The organism is Actinomarinicola tropica (assembly GCF_009650215.1).
Lineage (GTDB): Bacteria > Actinomycetota > Acidimicrobiia > Acidimicrobiales > SKKL01 > Actinomarinicola > Actinomarinicola tropica.
Window position 1 is genome coordinate 1,552,702 of the sequence record NZ_CP045851.1, and the last position, 20,352, is coordinate 1,573,053.

General features: G+C 74.5%; 19 protein-coding genes. 14 read left to right on the forward strand and 5 right to left on the reverse strand.

Annotated features, from left to right (window positions below; all coding sequences use genetic code 11):
- Window positions 1-2 precede the first annotated feature (2 nt).
- From GH723_RS07665 to GH723_RS07715, 11 genes are all read left to right on the forward strand, one after another.
- Entirely contained in the window at window positions 3-947 is a 945-nt protein-coding gene (locus GH723_RS07665) for an ABC transporter permease (RefSeq protein ID WP_153759101.1), read from the forward strand.
- A gap of 9 nt (window positions 948-956) precedes the next feature.
- Window positions 957-1,889 carry an ABC transporter permease gene (locus tag GH723_RS07670; protein WP_153759102.1) on the forward strand — a complete coding sequence of 311 codons (933 nt, stop codon included), beginning with the start codon at window positions 957-959 and terminating at the stop codon, window positions 1,887-1,889.
- Window positions 1,890-1,921: 32 nt separating this feature from the next.
- Window positions 1,922-3,007 (forward strand): ABC transporter ATP-binding protein, encoded by a 1,086-nt coding sequence (locus GH723_RS07675; RefSeq protein WP_153759103.1) that lies wholly within the window; start codon window positions 1,922-1,924, stop codon window positions 3,005-3,007.
- A gap of 1 nt (window position 3,008) precedes the next feature.
- Window positions 3,009-3,200, forward strand: a complete 192-nt coding sequence (locus tag GH723_RS07680; RefSeq protein WP_153759104.1) for a hypothetical protein — start codon at window positions 3,009-3,011, stop codon at window positions 3,198-3,200.
- 60 nt (window positions 3,201-3,260) lie between these two features.
- Window positions 3,261-4,679 carry an amidase gene (locus tag GH723_RS07685; protein WP_229023164.1) on the forward strand — a complete coding sequence of 473 codons (1,419 nt, stop codon included), beginning with the start codon at window positions 3,261-3,263 and terminating at the stop codon, window positions 4,677-4,679.
- The gene (locus GH723_RS07690; RefSeq protein WP_229023165.1) at window positions 4,676-6,106 is read left to right on the forward strand and encodes an amidase; all 1,431 of its coding nucleotides are present in this window, start codon (window positions 4,676-4,678) and stop codon (window positions 6,104-6,106) included. The genes GH723_RS07685 and GH723_RS07690 overlap by 4 nt, the downstream gene beginning before the upstream one ends.
- On the forward strand, window positions 6,103-7,380 hold the full coding sequence (locus tag GH723_RS07695; RefSeq protein WP_153759105.1) for an MFS transporter: 1,278 nt from the start codon (window positions 6,103-6,105) through the stop codon (window positions 7,378-7,380). Before GH723_RS07690 ends, GH723_RS07695 begins: the two co-directional genes overlap by 4 nt.
- The gene (locus GH723_RS07700; protein WP_153759106.1) at window positions 7,377-8,843 is read left to right on the forward strand and encodes an MFS transporter; all 1,467 of its coding nucleotides are present in this window, start codon (window positions 7,377-7,379) and stop codon (window positions 8,841-8,843) included. The genes GH723_RS07695 and GH723_RS07700 overlap by 4 nt, the downstream gene beginning before the upstream one ends.
- A 7-nt stretch (window positions 8,844-8,850) precedes the next feature.
- Window positions 8,851-9,939 (forward strand): glycosyltransferase, encoded by a 1,089-nt coding sequence (locus GH723_RS07705; protein WP_153759107.1) that lies wholly within the window; start codon window positions 8,851-8,853, stop codon window positions 9,937-9,939.
- Between the two features lie 107 nt (window positions 9,940-10,046).
- On the forward strand, window positions 10,047-11,165 hold the full coding sequence (locus tag GH723_RS07710) for a metallophosphoesterase family protein (RefSeq protein WP_153761126.1): 1,119 nt from the start codon (window positions 10,047-10,049) through the stop codon (window positions 11,163-11,165).
- Entirely contained in the window at window positions 11,162-13,786 is a 2,625-nt protein-coding gene (locus tag GH723_RS07715; RefSeq protein WP_153759108.1) for an AAA family ATPase, read from the forward strand. Before GH723_RS07710 ends, GH723_RS07715 begins: the two co-directional genes overlap by 4 nt.
- On the opposite strand, the gene GH723_RS07720 is transcribed toward GH723_RS07715, so the two are convergent.
- A complete protein-coding gene (locus GH723_RS07720) occupies window positions 13,779-14,483 on the reverse strand; it encodes a helix-turn-helix domain-containing protein (protein WP_153759109.1) in 705 nt (234 codons plus the stop codon). The two genes, GH723_RS07715 and GH723_RS07720, sit on opposite strands and share 8 nt — an antisense overlap.
- A gap of 30 nt (window positions 14,484-14,513) precedes the next feature.
- A complete protein-coding gene (locus GH723_RS07725; protein ID WP_229023167.1) occupies window positions 14,514-14,885 on the reverse strand; it encodes a sensory rhodopsin transducer in 372 nt (123 codons plus the stop codon).
- A 133-nt stretch (window positions 14,886-15,018) separates the two neighbouring features.
- On the opposite strand from GH723_RS07725, the gene GH723_RS07730 reads away from it, so the two are divergent.
- The gene (locus GH723_RS07730) at window positions 15,019-15,969 is read left to right on the forward strand and encodes a pirin family protein (RefSeq protein ID WP_153759110.1); all 951 of its coding nucleotides are present in this window, start codon (window positions 15,019-15,021) and stop codon (window positions 15,967-15,969) included.
- A 3-nt stretch (window positions 15,970-15,972) separates the two neighbouring features.
- Here the strand turns inward: GH723_RS07730 and GH723_RS07735 are convergent, their stop codons facing one another.
- The 3 genes from GH723_RS07735 to GH723_RS07745 form a co-directional block, all read right to left on the reverse strand.
- The gene (locus tag GH723_RS07735) at window positions 15,973-16,884 is read right to left on the reverse strand and encodes a ribonuclease Z (protein ID WP_153759111.1); all 912 of its coding nucleotides are present in this window, start codon (window positions 16,882-16,884) and stop codon (window positions 15,973-15,975) included.
- 36 nt (window positions 16,885-16,920) lie between these two features.
- A complete protein-coding gene (locus GH723_RS07740) occupies window positions 16,921-17,571 on the reverse strand; it encodes a queuosine precursor transporter (RefSeq protein WP_229023168.1) in 651 nt (216 codons plus the stop codon).
- Between the two features lie 139 nt (window positions 17,572-17,710).
- Window positions 17,711-18,502, reverse strand: coding sequence for a PaaX family transcriptional regulator C-terminal domain-containing protein (locus GH723_RS07745; protein WP_229023169.1), 792 nt, complete (start codon window positions 18,500-18,502; stop codon window positions 17,711-17,713).
- Window positions 18,503-18,567: 65 nt separating this feature from the next.
- Here GH723_RS07745 and GH723_RS07750 point away from each other — a divergent pair, with 65 nt between their 5' ends.
- Both GH723_RS07750 and GH723_RS07755 read left to right on the forward strand, forming a co-directional pair.
- On the forward strand, window positions 18,568-19,539 hold the full coding sequence (locus tag GH723_RS07750; protein ID WP_153759114.1) for a fatty acid desaturase family protein: 972 nt from the start codon (window positions 18,568-18,570) through the stop codon (window positions 19,537-19,539).
- A gap of 100 nt (window positions 19,540-19,639) precedes the next feature.
- Window positions 19,640-20,299 (forward strand): ACT domain-containing protein, encoded by a 660-nt coding sequence (locus tag GH723_RS07755; protein ID WP_153759115.1) that lies wholly within the window; start codon window positions 19,640-19,642, stop codon window positions 20,297-20,299.
- Window positions 20,300-20,352 lie beyond the last annotated feature (53 nt).

The following is a 20,352-nucleotide window of genomic DNA, read 5'->3' on the forward strand; positions in this document are numbered from 1 at the left end:
CGATGCTGAACATCGTCCTCCGTCGCCTGGGCATGGCGGTCCCGATCCTCTTCGGGGTCACCGTGATCATCTTCCTCCTGATGACGGTCCTGCCGGGCGACCCGGCGGCGGCCTTCCTCTCCGAGGACGCGAGCGCGGCGGAGCGGGCGGCGGTCCGCGCCGAGCTCGGCCTCGACGACCCGCTGCCCGTCCGCTACATGGACTGGTTGAGCGACGCCGTCCGGGGTGACCTCGGCTACTCGCCCCACCGTCGTGCCGAGGTGACCACCCTCCTCGGTGCGGCGTGGGGGAACACGGTGATCCTCGCCGCCTACTCGGCCGTGTTCGGCCTGGTGGGCGGCGTGGCCGCCGGGTTCGTCGCCGGCGTGCGGCGCGGGAAGCTGACCGACCGCCTGATCTCGGTGTTCAGCCTCGTCGGGCTGAGCGTCCCGTCGTTCTTCCTGGCGATCGTCATGCTCATCGTGTTCGCCGCCCGGCTCCGTTGGCTGCCGTCGGGCGGCACCGGGCTCGACCAGGACCAGGTGACGTTCTTCAAGCACCTGACGATGCCGGTGATCGCCGGCTCGCTCGCCACCCTCGGCATCACCGCCCGGGTGACGAGGGCGGCGATCGTCGAGACCTACGCCGCGGACTTCGTGCAGACGCTCCGCGCCAAGGGCCTCGGCAACCTGTCGATCCTCCGGCACGTCTTCAAGAACGCCATCTCCCCGGTGCTCACGACGTCGGGCCTCCAGATCGGCTACCTCCTCGGCGGCTCGGTGCTCATCGAGACGATCTTCCAGTGGCCGGGCATGGGGATGCTCGTCTTCAACGCCATCTCCGCCCGGGACCTGCTGGTCGTCCAGGGGGCGACCCTCGTGATCGCCTTGACCTTCGTCCTCGTCAACCTCGCCGTGGACCTCGTCCAGGCGACGATCGACCCCCGCCTGCGGCGGGCGGTCGCCTAGGAGGCACCGATGTCGGATGCAACGATCGTCGAGCCCGGCTCGCCGACCGGCGCCGCGGCCCGGCGCGACGCCTGGTACGCCGCGGAGCTCGGTGTCGAGGCCCGCTCGTTCTGGGCCGAGACCCGTCGGCGCTTCCTGGCGAACAAGGTCGGGGTCGCCGCGGCACTCGTCCTGCTCGTGCTCGTCGTGACGTCGTTCGCGGCGCCGCTGCTGAGCAGCCACGACCCGCTCGTCGGCGACGCGACGAACCGCCTCCAGCCCGTCCTCTCCGACGGGCACCTCCTCGGCACCGACGAGCAGGGGCGCGACATGCTCTCCCGCCTGCTCCACGGCGGCCGCCTGTCGCTGACCGCGGCGTTCGTCCCGACGATCGCCGCGACGGTCATCGGGACCGTGATCGGCGCATGGGCCGGCTTCGTGCGCGGCGCGGTCGGCTCGCTGCTGATGCGGGTGATGGACATGCTCTACGCCTTCCCGGCGATCCTGCTGGCCATCGCGGTCGGCGCCTCGCTCGGACCGGGTCTCGCCAACGCCATCGTGGCGGTGACGATCGTGTTCATCCCGCCGATCGCCCGGGTGGCCGAGTCCTCGGCCCGCACCGTGGCGACCCAGGAGTACATGGAGGCCGCCCGGCTGAGCGGCGCCGGGCGCTTCACGCTCGTCCGTACGCAGCTCCTGCCGAACGTGCTCAACCACATCATCGTCTACGCCTCGGGGCTCGTCGGCGTGGCGATGATCATCGCCGCCAGCCTCAGCTTCCTCGGCCTCGGCTCCCAGCCGCCGACGCCGGAGTGGGGCTACATGCTCAACAGCCTGCGCGGCTCGATCTACGTCGCCGCCGGGGTCGCCGTCCTCCCCGGGGTCCTCATCTTCGTGACCTCGGTGGCCTTCAACCTCGCCAGCGACGCGCTGCGCGAGGCCATGGACGCCCGCCTCGACTGATGCCCGTCCCCACCGAACCACGAGGAGGCGCGATGCCTGCCCCCACGACCGACGTCGAGCCGACGGCCCCGACGCCCGACGCGCCGACCGAGCCGGCGGTCCTGCTCGAGCTCGAGCAGGTCTCGAAGACGTTCCCGGTGAAGATCGGGATGCGGAAGCGGAGCGTGTCGGCCGTCGACGGGGTCGACCTGCTGGTGCGGGAGGGGTCCACCGTCGGCATCGTCGGCGAGTCCGGCTGCGGCAAGTCGACCCTGGCCCGCCTGATCGTCGGGCTCGTCCCGCACGACGACGGCACGATCCGCTTCGCGGGCCAGGCGCTCGGGAGCAAGGGCCGCCGCCCCCGCTCGGTCGTCGAGCAGATGCAGATGGTCTTCCAGGACCCGTACTCCGCGCTCAACCCCAAGGCGACGATCGGCGAGTCGATCGCCTTCCCCCTGCGGGTCCAAGGGGTGCCGACCGCGGAGATCCAGGAGCGCGTCGGCACCGTGCTCACCGACGTCGGCCTGCACCCGAACTACGCGACGCACTACCCGCACCAGCTGAGCGGCGGGCAGCGGCAGCGGGTCAACATCGCTCGGGCCCTGGCGCTGCACCCGCGGCTCGTCGTCCTCGACGAGGCGGTCTCGGCCCTCGACAAGTCGATCCAGGCCCAGATCCTCAACCTGCTCGACGACCTCCAGGAGGCCTACGGCCTCACCTACGTCTTCATCAGCCACGACCTGAACGTCGTGGAGTGGTCGAGCGACGAGGTGGCCGTGATGTACCTCGGGCGGGTCGTCGAGACCTGTCCGGCCGAGGACCTCTACCGACGCCCGCTGCACCCCTACACGCAGGGCCTGCTCGCATCGATCCCGAAGCTCGACCCCCGCGAGCGCGCGGCGGACGCCGGTCGCATCGACGGCGAGATGCCGAGCCCGCTCGACCCGCCGAGCGGGTGCCGCTTCCGCACCCGCTGCCCGTCGGCGCACGAGAGGTGCGCGCAGGAGGCGCCTGTCCTGGCCGAGGTCGAGCCGGGGCACCGCGTCGCCTGCCACCTGCACACCGGCGCCGACGTCCCGGTCGAGGCGCCGTCCCTCCGTTCCACGCCGACCCCGCCCACCACCACAGAAGGAGCATGAGATGACCCTCGACACCGCTGCGACCACCGTGAAGGTCCTCCTCGACGCCGCGGGCCTGAAGGTCTCCGACGAGGAGTTCCTCCGGTTCGCCACGGTCTACCCGACGATCCGGGCCCAGGCCGACGGCCTCTACCTGCCCGAGCTCGAGGACGAGGACCCGGCACTCGGGTTCGACCCGACCGTCGCCGTCTGATCGGCCGCACCCACGCACGCACGGACACGCACACACGAGACACGAGAGACGAGGAGACACATGACGGTCGAGGTGCCGCTCACCATCCAGGACGCCGCCGCCGCGCTGCGCGACGGCTCGCTGAGCTCGGTCGGGTTGACCGAGACGCTGCTCGAGCGGATCGAGCAGACCCAGGACACGCTCGGCGCGTTCGTCACCGACCTGCGCGATCAGGCGCTCGACGCCGCGTCGGTCGCCGACGCCGAGCTGGCCGCCGGGGTCGACAAGGGGGTCCTGCACGGCGTCCCCCTCGCGATCAAGGACATCATCGCGGTCGCCGGCGCACCCACGACGGCGAACAGCCGGATCCTCGATCCGGAGTGGGGCGGTGACGCCGACGCTCCGGTGGCCGCTCGGCTGCGTGAGGCGGGCGCGGTGTTCATCGGCAAGGCCACCACCAGCGAGTTCGCCCTCGGCGCGCCGGACCCCGAGAAGGGGTTCCCGATCCCGCGCAACCCGTGGAACCTGGAGCACACGCCGGCGGGGTCGAGCTCGGGCACCGGCATCGCCGTCGCCGCGGGTCTCGCCCTCGGGGGCCTCGGCACCGACACCGGCGGCTCGGTGCGTGGCCCCGCCTGCGTGAACGGCCACACCGGGCTCAAGGTGACGTTCGGTCGGGTCCCGAAGAGCGGCGTCGTGCCCCTCGGGTACACGCTCGACAGCGTCGGACCGATGGCCCGCAGCGCGTGGGACTGCGCCGCGCTCCTCGAGGTGATCGCCGGGCACCACCCGAGCGACCGCTTCGCCGCCGACGTCCCGGTGCCGGCCTACACCGAGCTGCTGACCGGCTCGGCCGAGGGGATGCGCATCGGCGTGCCCCGCGACTACTTCTTCGACGCCGAGGGCCTCGACGACGAGGTCCGCGACAGCGTGCTCGCGGCGATCGACGTGCTGCGCGACGGCGGTGCCGAGGTCGTCGACGTGGACCTCCCGTACGCCAAGGAGGCGAAGGAGGCCAACACCCAGATCATGGTGGCGGAGGCCTTCGCCTACCACCGGACGAACCTCGCCGAGCGCTGGACGACCTACGGCGCGAAGACCCGTCCGCTCCTCGCCCGCGGCGCGTTCTACTCGGCGGGAGACCACGTCCAGGCGCTGCGGTTCCGCACCTGGTTCCGCCGCACCGTCGCCGAGGTGATGTCCGACGTCGACGTGCTGATCACCCCGAGCGCCCCGACGCCGCCGGAGCGCATCGACGAGATGGACATGGACCGCCGGCTCGCCGGGCCGTCGTTCACCGGGCAGTGGAACCTCACCGGTCAGCCCGCCGCGGCCGTCCCCGTCGGCTTCTCCGCGACCGGGTTGCCGCTCTCGATGCAGGTGGTCGGCAAGCCGTTCGCCGAGGCGACGGTCCTCGGCGTGGCCCACGCCTACCAGCAGGTGACCCGCCACCACCTGGCCGTCCCCGCGCTGCCGGCTCCCGCGGTGGTGGCGGCATGAGCGAGGTGCCCCTGACCATCCAGGACGCGGCGACGGCCCTCCGGGACGGCTCGCTCACCGCGGTGACCCTGACCGAGGCGGTCCTCGCCCGCGTGGACGAGCGCAACGACGAGCTCGGCGCCTACGTGACGGTGTGCCACGACTCGGCCCGCGCCGCTGCGGCGCAGGCCGACGCCGACCTGGCGGCGGGGATCGACCGTGGCCCCCTCCAGGGCATCCCTCTGGGCATCAAGGACATCATCGCCACGGCGGACGCGCCGACCACCGCCAACAGCCGGGTGCTGGCCGACGACTGGGGCGCGGGTGTGGACGCCCCCGTCACCGCCCGCCTGCGCGGCGCAGGTGCGGTGCTCGTCGGCAAGACGACCACCATGGAGTTCGCGTTCGGGCTCCCCGATCCGGACAAGGGCTTCCTCGTCCCCCGCAACCCGTGGGACCTCGAGCGGACCCCGGGCGGGTCGAGCTCCGGCACGGGGGTCGCCGTGGCGGCCGGGCTCGCCCTCGGCGGCCTCGGGACCGACACCGGCGGCTCGGTGCGCTTCCCCGCCTCGATGAACGGCCACACCGGGCTGAAGGTGACGTTCGGCCGGGTCCCGAAGAGCGGCGTCGTGCCCCTCGGCTTCACGCTCGACAGCGTCGGGCCGATGGCCCGCAGCGCGTGGGACTGCGCGGCGATGCTCCAGGTGATGGCGGGACACGATCCGTCGGATCGCTTCGCCGCCGACGTCGAGGTCCCCGACTACCTCGCCGCCCTCGACGGGTCGGTCGAGGGGCTCCGGATCGGTGTCCCGATGCCCTACTTCTTCGACGCCGACGGCCTGGACGACGAGGTCCGGGCTGGGGCGCTCGACGCCGTGGACGCGCTGCGCGCTGCGGGCGCGACGATCGTCGAGACCGAGGTTCCCGGCGCGCGGGAGGCGAAGGAGGCCAACGCCCTCGTGCTCGTGGGCGAGGCGTTCGCCTACCACCGCCAGAACCTCGTCACGCGCTGGGAGGACTACGGCCGGCACACCCGGATGGCCCTCGGGCGCGGCGCCCTCCTCGGCGCGGCCGACCACGTGCAGGCCAACCGCTTCCGCACCTGGTTCCGCCGCCAGGTGGCGGCGGTGCTCGCCGACGTCGACGTCCTCCTCGTGCCCGGCTGGCCCACGCCGGCGCTGCGGGCCGACGACATGAGCCCGGAGCGCATGGTCTCCAGCCCCTCGTTCACCGGCCAGTGGAACCTGACCGGGCTCCCCGGGCTGACGCTGCCGTCGGGGTTCTCGAGCGAGGGCTTGCCGCTGTCGATCCAGCTCGTCGGTCCGGCGTTCTCCGAGGACCTGCTGTGCCGGGTCGGCGACGCCTACCAGCGGGCGACGGACTGGCACCTCCGCGTCCCCCCGTCGGCCGCTCGCCCCGTCGCGGGGTCCGTCGCGGTGGGGAGGTGAGCCGGCCGAGCTCGGCGCCTGCGACACCCACCACGTCCCCGGCGGTCGCCCACGGCGCACCGTCCGCCGAGGAGGCGCCGCGGCCCCCGGGTCGACGGGTCTTCTCGGCGGGGTGGTTCTACGCCACGATCGCCGCCGGGAGCATCGGCATGGCGATGACGGCGCCGATCACCGCCCTCTACGCCCGGGCGCTCGGCGCGTCGGAGGGCCTGGCGGCGCTGATCGTCTCCACGATGGCGCTGTCGTTCCTGTGCCTCGACCTCGTCGCCAGCCGCGTCGTGCCGCGCGTCGACGCCCGGTCGGCGCTGATCGGCGGGTACCTCGTCTTCGGCGTGGGGTCGTTCCTGTCGGCCGTGGCGCCCAACCTCGCCGTCATGACCGGGGCGCGGATCCTCCAGGGCTTCGCCGTGGCGTTCCCCATGGGGGCGGGGTTCCACATGGCGCTCCGGATCGCCGAGCGGGGGCGGGAGGGCCGCGAGCTCGCCCGGTTCAACTCGAGCTCGTTCATCGGCATGGCCGTCGGCCCGCTGCTCGTCGGCGCCGTCGCGGGGATCGCCGGCGGCACCACCGGGATGAGGTGGGGCTTCGCGGTGTGCGGGGTCGTGAACGTCCTCACCGCGCTCGTCGCGTGGTGGGCGCTGCCCTCGATCCCGTCGGGGGAGCGGCCCGAGCTCGGCCTGCCCGCCCGGGAGGTCTTCGAGGGCCGTCGCACCCGGCTCGCCCTCCTCGCTGCCGGCCTCGGGTTCGGCCTGCGCTCCCTGGCCGGGATGACGCTCCTGCCGCTGCTCGGCGAGGACATCGGAGCGGGTGTCTCCGGCGTCGCGCTCGCGACGATGTTCATGTCCGTGTCCGAGCTCGTCGGGATCCAGGCGAGCGGGCGGCTGGCGGACAGCCGGGGCCGCCGTCCCGTCGTCGTCGGCGCTGCCGCGGCGTCGGTCCTCGTCCTCCTCGGGATCGTGCTCGGGCCCTCGGTCGGTGCATATCTCGCCCTCAGCGCGGCGCTCGGCGTCGTGATGTCGGCGCTGCGCGTCGTCCCCGCGGCGATGGTCGTCGACGTGGCGCGCGACGACGAGAACGCCGCGATGGGCTGGCGCATCGCGTCGGACGTGAGCCAGCTCGTCGGCGCGGTGGTGACCGGCTCGATCATCAGCGTCGTCGGCATCTACGGCGGGTTCGCCTATGCGGCGGCCGTGGCCGCGGCCGTGGGCCTGCTGGCGGTCGTGATCGGCGAGACCCGGCGTCCGCCGATCGCCGCCCGGGAGGTGCCGTCGTGAGCATCCTCGACCGGCGGGGCGCGCTCGAGCCCTCCCCGCGCGAGCGGCGCAGCGGCGGGCCCCGCGAGCTGTTCGTGCTCGTCGCGCTGTCGCTCCTGATGGCATCGATGCAGTTCGCGATGCTCAGCGTCGCCCTGCCGGACACGGTCAGCGACCTCGACGCGTCGGTCCGATGGGCGTCATGGGCGCTGTCGGGCTTCACGATGGCCCAGGCGGTCGCGCTCCCGCTGCTCGGGCGACTGAGCGACTCCCTCGGTCGGCGGGCCGTGTTCATCGGCGGTCTCGGCACCTTTGGGCTGGCGTCGCTGGCGAGCGCCCTGGCGCCGAACCTGGCCGTGCTCGTCGCCGCCCGCGTCGTCCAGGGGGCCGCGGCGGGGAGCATCCTGCCCTCGGCCTACGGCGTCGTCGGCGACGCGTTCGCGGGGCCGAGCCGGACGAAGGTGCTCGGGCTGATCTCGTCGGTGATGCCCGTGGGGGCGATCGTCGGCCCGAACCTCGGCGGCTGGATCGTCGAGGTCTGGGGGTGGCGGGGGACCTTCCTCGTCAACGTGCCCCTCGCGCTCGTCGCGGTGACGTGGGGGTGGCGTCGGATCCCCGGCGCGTCCCGGCGCCCCGGCCGCCAGGAGGTGGACCTCGTCGGCGCCGGGCTCCTCTCGCTGGCGGTCACGCTGGTCATGGTGGGCCTCACCCAGCTCGGGGACGCGTCGGGTGCCGGGGTGCCGATGATCGCCGCGGCGGGGCTGGCGGTGGGCGTGGCCGTCGGCGTCGGGTTCGTGCGCCACGAGCTGCGCGTGGCCGTCCCGCTCGTCGACGTGCGGCTCCTCCGTCGGCGCGAGTTCGCGTACCTGAACGGCCTCAACTTCCTCTACGGCGTGTGCGTGTTCGGCATGGTCTCGTTCATCCCGCTGTACGTGCAGGAGAAGTACGCGCTGTCGCCCTCGGAGGCGGGCGTGCTCCTCACGCCACGAGCCCTGGCGATGATCGCGATGTCGGTCGCCGCGAGCATGGTGCTCGACGCCTCGGGGTTCCGGCGCCCGATCGTGCTCGGTCTCGGCGCTCTCGCGCTCTCCGCCGGCACGCTGGCGTCCGGCACGTCCTTCGGCGCGCCGGGGACGGGCCAGCTCGTGGCGCTGGCCGGGGTGATCGCCGTGCTCGGGGCGGGCCTCGGCGTCGCCGGCCCGTCGGTCAACCAGTCCGGGCTGGACCTCGTGCCCGACCAGGTCGCGGCCATCACCGGCCTCCGTGGCATGTTCCGCGCCCTCGGCGGCGTCGTCGGGACGGCGGCCATGGCGGCGATGGCGTCGCGGGCCGCCACCCCGGCGGTCGGGCTCGAGCACTCGTTCGTCGGCCTCGTCGGGCTCGCCGGTGTGGGGGCGGCGATGGTGCGTGGCATCCCGGACCGTCCGGTCTCGGCGGGGGTCGTCGAGGCCGTCCCGACCCGCGCCCTGCCCGAGGGACGATGATGGAGGCGTGCGGATCCTCGTCGTGACCTGGGACGGTGGCGGCAACGTCCCACCGGCGCTCGAGCTGGGTCGGCGTGCCGTCGAGATGGGCCACCACGTCGACGTGCTCGGCCCTCCAGGCCTCGCCGGGCGCGTCGCGGCGGCCGGGCTCGGGTTCGTGGCGCGGCAGGCGGCGCGCGAGTGGGACCCGCTCGAGATGGCCCTCGGCGCACGGTCGGCGATCGAGGCGTCCGACGCCGACGTGGTCGTCGTCGACTACATGCTGCCGCCGGTGCTCTGCGCCGCCGTGGCCATCGAGCGCCCGGTGGTCGCGCTCGTCCACACGTTGCACGCCACCCTGCTCGTGGACGGGGCGCCGGCACCGATGTCGATGGCGATGACCCGCGACGGCCTCGACCTCGTCCGCTTCGAGCTCGGCCTGCCGGGGGTGCAGCGGCTCGGCGACGTCCTCGACGAGGTGGACGCCGTCGTGGTGGCCACGCTGCCGGAGCTGGACAGCAGCGTGCGGCCGGTCGTCGACGGGGTCCGCTACGTCGGGCCGATCCTCGAGGGGCCGGGCCCCGACGCCGGCTGGAGGCCCCCGTGGGGCACCGGTGCCCGGGACCGTCCCGCCGTGCTCGTCACGATGGGCACCACGCCGATGGACGAGGGGCCGGTGGTCGAGCGGGTGGCCGCGGGTGCGCACGCCGCCGGTGCCGAGGTCCTCGTGCTCCTCGGCGAGCACCTCGACCCCGCCGGGCTCGACCTCCCCCCGGGTGTGTCGGTGTCCCGGCACGTCCGCCACGCCGCCGTGCTGCCCCACGTCGACGTCGTCGTCAGCCACGGCGGGCTCGGCACCGTGGGCGCGACGCTGGCCCACGGTCGCCCGATGGTCAACGTGCCGCTCGGGCGCGAGCAGCCGGAGAACGCCCGGGCCGTGGCCCACGTCGGCGCCGGTCGCGTGGTCGAGCCGGCCGCCTCGGTCGGAGAGGTGGCGGAGGTGATCGGCGACGTGCTGGCGACGCCGGCAGTGCGGGCGGCGGCCGGGCGGCTGGCCGAGGCGATCGCCTCCTGCTCCCGGTCGGCACCGGTCGACGCGGTGCTCGAGGCGCTCTGAGGGTCCACGAGACTGTCACACCCCCTTCGTAGGGTTTGGGCATGGACGAGCCCGCCCTCACCCCCGGCCCTGCAGACCCTGCGCCGCAGGGCAAGGGCGCGGCCTGCGTGCGGTTCGTCCACAGCGCCGACTGGCAGCTCGGCATGACCCGCCACTTCCTCGACGAGGAGGCACAGGCCCAGTTCGACCAGGCCCGCATCGACGCCATCGCGCGGATGGGGGAGGTGGCCCGGGCCCAGGGCGCCGAGTTCGTCGTGGTCAGCGGCGACGTGTTCGAGACCAACCACGTGGCCCGCCGCGTCGTCGTGCGGGCGCTGGAGGCGATGGCGGCGGCGGAGGTCCCGTTCTTCCTCCTCCCCGGCAACCACGACCCGCTCGACGCCTCGTCGGTCATGCGCTCGGCCACCTTCCGCGCCCACCGGCCGGCCAACGTCCACGTCCTCGACGGCGGCGTCGTCCAGGTGCGCCCGGGTGTGGAGGTGGTCGCCGCACCCTGGACCACCAAGCGCCCGCTCGGGGACCTCTGCCGGGCGGCGTGCCAGGGGCTGGCGCCCGACGGCGCCGTGCGGGTCCTCGTCGGCCACGGGGCGGTCGACGTCCTCTCACCCGACGCCGCCGACCCCGCCCTCGTCCGCCTCGCCGACCTCGAGGCCGCGCTCGACGCCGGGGTGATCCACTACGTCGCCCTCGGCGACCGCCACAGCACCACGTCGGTCGGGCGTTCCGGCCGCGTCTGGTACGCCGGGGCTCCGGAGCCCACGGCCTACGACGAGGTCGACCCCGGCAACGTCCTGGTCGTGGAGCTCGACGCGGGGCACGTGGCGGTCGAGCCGGTCCAGGTGGGCACGTGGCGCTTCCTGCGCCACGCCGCCTCGCTCGACGGCCCCGACGACGTCGACGTGCTGGCCCGGTGGCTGGGGGCGCTCCCGGGCAAGGAACGCACGATCGTCAAGCTCTCGTTCGTCGGCACGCTGTCGCTCGCTGCGGCGTCCCGCCTCGACGAGGTGCTCGACCACCACCGCGACCTGTTCGCTGCGCTGGAGACCTGGGAGCGCCGCACCGACCTGGCGGTCCTCCCCGACGCCGCCGACCTCGACGACCTCGGCCTCGCCGGCTACGCGGCCCAGGCCCTGGCCGACCTCCAGCAGGTCGCGGCCACCGACGCCGACCCGACGGCGGCGCGCGACGCGCTGGGGCTCCTCTACCGACTGGCCAGGCCGGCATGAGGATCCATCGCATCCGCCTCCAGGACTTCCGCGGCGTCGCCGATCGCGAGATCCACTTCGCCCTCGACGGCGTCACCATCGTCGAGGGGCCGAACGAGGCCGGCAAGACGAGCGTCGCGGAGGCCATCGACCTCGTGCTCGGCGTGCCCGACTCGTCGGCGGCCCAGCGGGTGAAGGCGGTGCGTCCCGTCGGCCGCGACGTCGGGCCCCGCGTGGAGATCGAGCTGTCGACCGGCCCGTACCACCTGGTCCTCGCCAAGCGGTGGCTCCAGCAGCGGGAGACCACGCTGCGCATCACCGCGCCGCGCCTCGAGCAGCTCGTCGGGCGGGAGGCGCACGAGCGGGTGGAGGAGATCCTCGCCGAGACCCTCGACGCCGACCTCTGGACGGCGCTCCGCCTCCAGCAGGGGCGCGAGCTGGCGCAGGCGTCGTTCGACACCCCGAGCCTCGCCCGCGCGCTGGACCTGGCGTCGGGCGGCTCCTCGGCCGGCGCCCGCGAGGACGACCTCCTCGTCCGCATCCACGCCGAGCGCGAGCTCTACTGGACCGCCGGCGGCAAGCCCCGAGTCGACCGCGTCGAGCGCGCCGCGGCCGTCGCCGCGGCCGGGGACCGCGTCGCCCTGCTCGAGCAGCGGCTGGCGGAGGTCGACGCCCAGACCGAGCGCGTCGGCACCCTGGGCCGCCAGCTCGTCGACCTCGAGCAGCAGCGCACCGCGTGCCGTGCCGAGCACGAGGTCGCCGACGAGGCGTGGCGCGGCGCCGAGGCCGCCCAGCGGGACGTCGAGCGGGCCGAGCAGGTCCACCGCGCGGCGTCGGCTCGTCGCACCCTGGCCGCCGACGCCCTCGCCCGGCGCGACGAGCTCGTCGACGACCTCGCCGCCGCCGCCACCGAGCTCGAGAAGCTGATCGCCGAGCGTGAGCGCACCGCCCCCGGGCTGGAGGCCGCGGCGGCGCGGGCCGATCGCGCCGCCGCCGATGCCGCTGCGCTCGAGGCCGAGCTGTCGCGAGCACGCGGCGGGCTCGAGTCGGCACGTGCCGACGTCGCCGCGCTCCGGGCGCTCGACGAGCTCGTCGAGTGGCGGGGCCGGCACGAGCGCATCGTCGCGGCGGAGTCCGCGATGGCCGAGGCGCGGTCCGTGCTCGCCGCGCACCCGGTCACCGAGGACGCCGTGGAGGCCATCGAGCAGGCGCACCTGCGGCTGGCGGCGGCCGAGGCCCGCCTCCAGGTCGCCGGTGCCCGCATCACCGCCGTCGTGCACGCCCCGGTCGACCTGCGGGTGGACGGGACGAGCGAGGCGGTCTTCGTCGGCGACGAGCGGTCGTGGATCGTCAGCGACCGCCGGACCATCGACGTCGACGACCGGGTGTCGTTCGTCGTCGAGCCCGGCGACGGCGCCCGCGACCTCGCGCGTGGCGTGGACCACGCCCGCGACGAGCTGGTCGACCTGTGCCGCCTGGCCGGCGTCGCGTCCCACGCCGAGGCCCGCGCCCAGCTCGACCAGCGACGGCAGGCGCAGCTGGCGCTCGACGCCGCGCGTCGCGAGCTCGACCGGGACCTCGGCGACCTCACACCGGCCCTCGTGGCCCGCCGGATCGACGAGCTCGAGGCGGCAGCGTCCGCGGCGTCCGACCTCGACCGCATCGGCGCACCGGGCACCTCCTCGGCCGCCAGGGCGGCGCTCGACGACGCCGAGCGGGCCGTGCGCCGGCTCGAGGCCTCCCGCGACGAGCACCTCGCCGAGGAGCGGGCCCATCGCGCCGCGCTCGAGGAGGCCCGTCTCGAGGACCGCGTGCTCGATGCCCGCATCGACCAGGCTCGCGACGCCGCGGCGCGGCTCGGCGAGCGGCTCGAGGCGGCGCGCGCCGCAGCCCCCGACGACGAGCTGCGGGCCGCGCTCGCCCAGGCGACGGCCGCCACCGACGACGCCGCGGCGGAGGAGCGCCGCCTGGCCGCGGCGCTCGCCGCCCTGGAGCCCGATGGCCTGCGCCTGCGGCTCGACAACGCGCGCTCGGCGCTCGACCGGGTCGAGGCCACGATCTCGGCGGCCGAGGACGAGCGGACACGGCTCGTCGCGGCGCTCGAGGTCCACGGCGACCAGGGCCTCGCCTCGGAGCTCGACGCCGCCCGCACGGCGTTCGAGCACCTGCGTCGCGAGCACGAGCGGCACGAGGCGCGCGCCGAGGCCGCCCGCCTGCTCGCCGACACGTTCGACGCCCGGCGCACCGAGGCCCGACAGCGGTACGTGGAGCCCTTCCGGTTGCAGATCGAGCGCCTCGGGCGGATCGTGTTCGGGGCCGACGTCCAGATCGAGCTCGACGACGAGCTCCGCATCGCCCGCCGAGTGCTCGGCGGGACCGCCCTCGACTTCGACCAGCTGAGCGTCGGGGCGCGCGAGCAGCTGGGGCTCCTCTCACGCCTCGCCTGCGCGTCGATCGTCAGTGCCGACGGCGGCGCCCCGGTGATCTTCGACGACGTGCTCGGCTACACCGACCCGGAGCGGCTCCGGACCATGGGCACGGCCATCGCCGCCGCCAGCTCCGGCTGCCAGGTCATCATCCTCACCTGCACCCCCGGCCGGTACGCCCACGTGGGCGACGCCAGGGTCGTCTCGCTCAGCTGACGGTGCGGTAGCGGTGGGGCGGACGACCTGGACCCGGCCAGTCGTCGGCGGCGCCCAGGTTCCGGACCTCGCCCGCCTCGACCATCGCCTCGAGCGCCTTGCGCACCGTGGCCGGGCTGCCGCCGACGCGGTCGCGCAGGTCGGCGATCGTGAAGGGGCCGTCGAAGCTGCGCGCGCCGGCCCGGATGTCCTCCACCGAGGCACGGGGCGCACGACGCCCCGTCGCCCGGCCGGGACGGTCCACGGTGCCGACCTCCGCACGCCGGCCCATCGGCGCGCCGACGTCGAAGCCGGCGTGGCGCAGGTCCTCCGCGGGGACCCCGAGCTCGAGGAACGCCTCGGGCACGATCCCCTGGGCATCGGCCCACCGGCGTGCCACGGCCAGGAACTCCCGGCGCAGCGACGAGCCGTCGACCTGGCGGGCCCGGTGCAGGTCGCTCGCCAGGTGGATCTTCTCGATCGGGTCCGACGCGTCGGCGATCTTCCGCTCGAGCTCGGCGATGAGCGCCTCGTCCCGCACGCTGCCCGGGTCGGTGATCCACGAGAGGTAGCGGCGCACGGCGTCCTCCGCCGGATCGCCCGCCTCGGTGGCGGCATCGGCGGCGTCGGCAGAGGCCTGGGCCTCGGCCGCCTCGCTCGCCCCGTCGGGGTCGCGGCGCGGCCCCGCCTGATCGTCCCAGTCGTCCCACTCGTCCATGACGCTGGACCGTATCGCCGCTGCCGCCCGTCAGCCCGCCGGGAAGGCCGTCGTCGACATGAGCGCGTTCTCGGCCTGGCGGGAGTCGAGGCGGGTGTGCTGCACCACGATCGGCTCGTCCGACTCGATCACCGACGCGTAGTCGGTGGCGCGGGGCACTGGCTCGGGGTCGGTGAGCTGGTCGAACCGCACGTGCACCGTGCGGCGGGCGGGCACCGTCACCGCGTAGGGGCCCGCAGGCTCGCGGTCGGTGAACAGCACGTGGATCTCCACGTGGGCGTCGCGGTCGCCGGTGTTCACCATGCACGCCGTCTCGTGGCTGGCCAGCTCCTCGGGCCCGGTGCTGCGATCGGGGATCCACCCCTCGGCGATGACCCACCTGCGGTGCCCGAGTGCCTCCACGTCCGTCCTCCTCGTCGACGACGGCCCTCCGCTACCCATCGCCCCCGTGGCCGACACGCCGGGAATGCCAGCGACCTCCACGCGGTTGGAACCGGGGCAGTTCAAGATTGAACTGAACCCCCTGGAGGTCGTCATGCCTGCTGTCACCGCCGACACCCTGACCCTGCCCCGGCTCCGCACCCCGGCACCCGACGCCGTCGACCGGCCGGTGGTGTCGGTCACCACCGCGCCGGCGGGCTTCGAGGGCGAGGGCTTCCCCGTCCGCCGCGCCTTCGCCGGCGTCGACCGCCGCCTCCTCGACCCGTTCGTCCACATGGACCAGATGGGCGAGGTCGACTACGCCCCCATGGAGCCGAAGGGCACCGACTGGCACCCGCACCGCGGCTTCGAGACCGTCACCTACATGATCGACGGCGCGTTCCAGCACGAGGACTCCCACGGCGGGGGTGGCCTGATCACCGACGGCGCCACCCAGTGGATGACCGCCGGCTCCGGCATCCTCCACATCGAGACGCCGCCCGCCGAGGTCGTGATGAAGGGCGGGATGTTCCACGGCGTGCAGCTGTGGGTGAACCTCCCCGCCGCCGACAAGATGCGCTCCCCCCGCTACCAGAACCTCGAGGCCGACCAGGTCGTGCTCCTGTCCTCGGACGACGGCGGGGCGCTCGTGCGGCTCATCGCCGGGGAGGTCGACGGGCACGCCGGCCCGGGGGCCACCCACACGCCGATCGTCGTGGCCCACGCCACGGTGCAGCCGGGCGCCCGCCTGGTCGTGCCGTGGAACCCGCGGTTCAACGCACTGGCGTACGCCCTGTCCGGCTCGGGCACCGTCGGCGCCGAGACGGCGCCGATCCGCACCGGCCAGCTCGCCGTCCTCGGGCGTGGCGACACGGCGACGTTCCACGCCGGCTCCGAGCCGCTCGACCTCTACCTGCTGGGCGGGCAGCCGATCGGCGAGCCCGTCGTCCAGTACGGCCCGTTCGTGATGAACACCGAGGCCGAGGTGCGACAGGCCATGGAGGACGTGCACCGCGGCGCCTTCGGTCGGGTGCCGGCCCACGGCCTGCGTCCCTTCCGCGGCTGATCCTCAGGGCCGCGTCGGCAGCTGGACGACGTCGAGGTCCCGGGCCACGACGACGTCGTCGTGGAACCGACGGGCCTCGACGCCGAAGGGCTCGAGGTCGGGGTAGCGCTGCGAGAAGTGCGTGAGCACGAGGCGCCGTGCCCCGGCCTCGGCCGCCACCCGACCGGCCTGCGCGGCGGTGAGGTGCCCCGCGGCCACGGCCAGGTCCTCCTCGCCCGAGAGGAACGTCGATTCGCAGAGCAGCAGGTCGACGCCGTCGGCGAGCGCCAGGGCCCCGTCGCACCACGCCGTGTCCATGACGACCGCCACCGAACGGCCACGCCGCGGCTCGCTGATCTCCTCGAGCGCCACGGTGCGGCCGTCGACCTCGATCCGACCCGCGGTCTGCAGGCGCCCGATGTCGGGCCCGCTCAACCCGAGCGCCGCGGCCCGCTCGGGCAGGATCCGACGGTGGTCGGGCTCGTCGAGGCGCCAGCCGAGCGCGTCGACCCGGTGGTGCAGCGGCTCGTGGCGCAGGACGTAGCGCTCGGCGATGGCGGCGACCCCCGAGCCCTCGGCCGGGTGGCGCCGGATCGGGACGAGGAACTCCCCGAGCGTCGCGCCGAGGAGGTGGCCGAGGACGTGCTCGCCGCTCGCCGGGTAGTGGAGGTCGACCCCGTGGCGGACCTGGTCGAGCTCGAGCCGGTTGAGGACGCCGGGCAGGCCGAAGGTGTGGTCGCCGTGGAAGTGCGTGAGGCAGATCCGGTGGATCGACGAGGCGGACCGCCCGGCCCGGGCCAGCTGGCGCTGCGTGCCCTCGCCCGGGTCGAACAGGACGGACTCGGGGCCCCAGCGCAGCAGGTAGCCGTTGTGATTCCGCTCGGGGGTCGGGGTCTGGCTCGCCGTCCCGAGGATCACCAGCTCGACGTCCGACATGGCACCGTTTGTAGCGGCTGGCGGCAGGGCCGGACGTCAGGCGTCGTCCGGGTCCGCGGACCAGTCCCGGTCGGGGGCGAGGTAGATGAGGGGCACGCTCGCCACGCTCACCGCAGCCTTCACGGTCAGGTTGACGAGGAAGACGTCCCACACCGCCTCCCACGGCAGGGTGAGCGCGTGGTCCGTGAGCCCCGGGAGGGCCCCGAACGCCACGACGGCGAAGATGACGTTGTCGAGGGGCACGCTCACCGCGTTGCTGGTGAGGACCCTGGCCCACTGGTGCCGGGCGGTCACCCGCCGGACGAACCAGTGGTACACCTCGGTGTCGGCGAGCTCGCTCACGACCTCGGCGACGATCGAGGCGATCGTGATGCGCCACAGCGGCGCGAGGACCGCCTCGAACTCGGCGCCCAGCGCGAACGACGGGTCCGACGGCGCACCGGCCACCCACTGCAGGTAGAGGGCCATGAACAGGTTGACCGCAGCGGCGGTCACGACGAGCGTGCGCGCCGCCCGACGACCGAGCGTCTTGTGCACGACGTCGCGCACGGTGAACGTGATCGGGTAGATCCAGGTGCCCATGTCGACGGCGCGCCCGGCGACCTGGCCGATCTTCAGGCTGGCTACGTCGGCGATCACCTGGGCGCCCACGTAGGCGCCCACGGCGGCGACGGCGACACGGGACACGGGGGACGGCAGCGCCGACGTCGAGACGGGGCGCGTCGAGGCAGGGGTGGCGGGCAGGGTGGCCTCCGGTTTTGGTCAGGCGGGTGGTCCGGTACCGCCGGGCGGGTGGGGCGTCCAGGATCGCGCGCCCTGGCGCGGGTCAGCGATGCTCGTCGAACCAGGCCCGCAGGACGCCGCGGTACGCGGCATCGAAGCGGTCGTAGTCGCCGCGCAGGCCGTCGCCCGGCCACCCCGCCGGGCGCAGGTCGCGGGGGAGCAGCGGATCGGCCTGGAAGTGGCGGAGGACAGCGGCGCTGAGGACGAAGCCCGCCGCGAGGGCCGTGCGGTCGCCGGCCTCGAGGACCGGCGTCACGTCGGCGAGCTGGGACCGCAGGTCGTCGGCTGTCGCCGACCAGCTCCCGAGGTCCCAGAGCCGGGCGGCGAGCGCGGCGGGTCCGTCGGGGTGGGCGCGCATCCACACCAGCGTCGGGTCGGCCGCCAGGGCCGGCGGGACGTCGCCCAGGTTGGCGGGACGGAGCCAGACGCCCTCGCGCAGCTCGGCGAGGCGAGCATCGACCAGGGCGACGCGCAGCGCGGCGCGCTCGTCGGCCGGACGCCGTCCCTCGACGACGACCACTGCCTGGAGCCAGGCGTCGCCGACCTCCCAGGGCTCGGTGGCGCCGCGGCGGCTGCGGGCCTGGCGCGCCTGGCGCTGGAGGAGGCGGGGTGCCGCGATCTCGTACCGGCCGTCGTCGGCTCGCAGCTCGCCCGCCGCCACCATGCGCGACAGGGCGGTGCGCGTCGTGCCCTCGCTGATCCCGAACAGCTCGGTGGTGCCGACGAGCAGGGAGACGGGGAGCCGGGGCGGGTCGGTGCCGAGCAGGACCGAGAGGAGGACCGAGCGTGCGGTCAGCGCACGGCGCGCGCCGTCTGCCCCGTCCGTCCTCGTCACGTCGTCCTCCCCTCTGGCATTACGAACTCTCGACATGTGCAGCAGATGCGTACTACGCTGGCGCCATGGCCGCAACGATGGTGCCACCCCCGTCCCGCCTGCCCGATGTCCTGCCGACCGAGCGGCTCACCGCGTCGGCGATGCCGGTCCCCGAGCTGCGCGCCGAGCTGCGACGCATCGACGACCTGCGCAACGTGGGCAGCGTCGCGCTGTGTTGGGCCCAGGCGGCGGCGATCGTCGGCGCAGCCGTGTGGCTCGCGCACCCCGTGGGCTACCTGGTGGCCGTCGTCGCGATGGGCGCCACGTTCGCCCGCTTCGCGATCCTCGCCCACGAGGCCGCGCACAAGCTGCTGTTCACGAACAAGCGGGTGAACGACGTCGTCGGCCGCTGGCTGCTCGCCTATCCGGCGTTCGTCCCGCTCGAGGCCTACCGCCGGAGCCACTTCGCCCACCACAAGGAGGAGTTCGGTCCGAACGAGCCGGACATGGGGCTCTACGTGGGCTACCCGATCAGCCGGGCGAGCTTCCGCCGCAAGCTGGTGCGCGACGCCGTCGGCATCTCGGGGTGGAAGAACCTGAAGCCGCTGCTGAAGGCGCTCGGCTCGGCGACCGCTCGCCCCGTGGCCGCCCGGATCCTCGGGGTCCAGCTGGTGCTCCTCCTCGCCGCCACCGCGCTCGGACGCCCCGAGCTCTACCTCGGCCTCTGGCTCCTTCCGTGGATGACGTCGTGGCGGGTCGTCAACCGCCTGCGCGCCGTCGCCGAGCACGGCGGCATGGAGCGCAGCACGGACCGACGCCGCACGACGCACCACGTCCGCCAGTCGTGGCTGGGCAACGCCACGATTGTGCCGTTCAACACCGGATGGCACCTGGCACACCACGTCGACATGGGGGTGCCGTGGCGCAACCTCCCCGCGCTCCACCGCGAGCTCGTCGCCGCCGGCTGGGTCACCGCCGACCTCGAGTACCCGAGCTACCGGGCCCTGTGGCGGGCGCTGGCGTCGGGCGAGGAGCGCCGGGCCGAGGCGGTCACGTGACCGTCAGCTGACGTTCACGGCGCGGACCGGACGGCGGAACCGGGCGGCAACGTCCGGGTGCGAGGGTGAGCTCACGCGGGACCTGACTCGTGGAGGACCCATGTCGAGCACCTACTGGCGCTTCCGGATCGCGATCTCCGACCACCCCGGCGGCATGGCGGAGGTGGCCGCCGCGGTCGGCGACCTCGGCGTCGACGTCCTCGACGTGGACGTCCACCGGCTCGACGTCACCTCCGGTGAGGTGCGGGGCGAGCTCGACCTCGTCGTCGACGACCTCGTGGTGGAGCTGCCGTTCTGGGTCGAGCCGACCATGGTCGAGCGGGCGCTCCTGCACGCCGGCGCCCGCTCCGTCCGCGGTCGGCGGGTCGACCCTCACGATCTCGTCGACGCCCGGGCGCGCGCACTCGTCCTCGCGGCCGGGCTCGTGCGGGCCATCGACGAGGGTGACGCCGTGCGGGCCGCGCTGCGTGCCGTCGTCGACTGCGACCGGGTGTGGTGGGCGCCGCCCGGCGACGTCGCCGACCCCATCGTGGTGGCCGAGGCGAGGCGCACCGGCCAGGTGGCGACGGGTCGCGAGTGGCTGCTGCGACGCGGACCGCTGCGGGAACCGGCGTGGGTCGTCGCGGTGCCGGCGGGCGAGGGCGTCGTGGTCGCGGTGCAGACGTGCGGGCCGTTCACCGCCACCCAGATCGCCCGTGCCCGCGCCGTCGTCGACCTGGTCGCCGCGGTGCGCGACGCCAGCGGGGCCGCCGCCGGGTGACGTCCCTCGCCGGCGCCTCTCCCGCCGCTTGGTAGACAGGTCGTCAGCGGCCG

Bases quoted from the DNA above. Each gene is read 5' to 3' on its own strand.
- GH723_RS07670 (WP_153759102.1), top strand. From the start codon at position 957: ATGTCGGATGCAACGATCGTCGAGCCCGGCTCGCCGACCGGCGCCGCG.
- GH723_RS07730 (WP_153759110.1), top strand. From the start codon at position 15,019: ATGCCTGCTGTCACCGCCGACACCCTGACCCTGCCCCGGCTCCGCACC.
- GH723_RS07755 (WP_153759115.1), top strand. From the start codon at position 19,640: ATGTCGAGCACCTACTGGCGCTTCCGGATCGCGATCTCCGACCACCCC.
- GH723_RS07680 (WP_153759104.1), top strand. From the start codon at position 3,009: ATGACCCTCGACACCGCTGCGACCACCGTGAAGGTCCTCCTCGACGCC.
- GH723_RS07750 (WP_153759114.1), top strand. From the start codon at position 18,568: ATGGCCGCAACGATGGTGCCACCCCCGTCCCGCCTGCCCGATGTCCTG.
- GH723_RS07675 (WP_153759103.1), top strand. From the start codon at position 1,922: ATGCCTGCCCCCACGACCGACGTCGAGCCGACGGCCCCGACGCCCGAC.
- GH723_RS07735 (WP_153759111.1), bottom strand. From the start codon at position 16,884: ATGTCGGACGTCGAGCTGGTGATCCTCGGGACGGCGAGCCAGACCCCG.
- GH723_RS07665 (WP_153759101.1), top strand. From the start codon at position 3: ATGCTGAACATCGTCCTCCGTCGCCTGGGCATGGCGGTCCCGATCCTC.
- GH723_RS07690 (WP_229023165.1), top strand. From the start codon at position 4,676: ATGAGCGAGGTGCCCCTGACCATCCAGGACGCGGCGACGGCCCTCCGG.
- GH723_RS07685 (WP_229023164.1), top strand. From the start codon at position 3,261: ATGACGGTCGAGGTGCCGCTCACCATCCAGGACGCCGCCGCCGCGCTG.
- GH723_RS07715 (WP_153759108.1), top strand. From the start codon at position 11,162: ATGAGGATCCATCGCATCCGCCTCCAGGACTTCCGCGGCGTCGCCGAT.
- GH723_RS07720 (WP_153759109.1), bottom strand. From the start codon at position 14,483: ATGGACGAGTGGGACGACTGGGACGATCAGGCGGGGCCGCGCCGCGAC.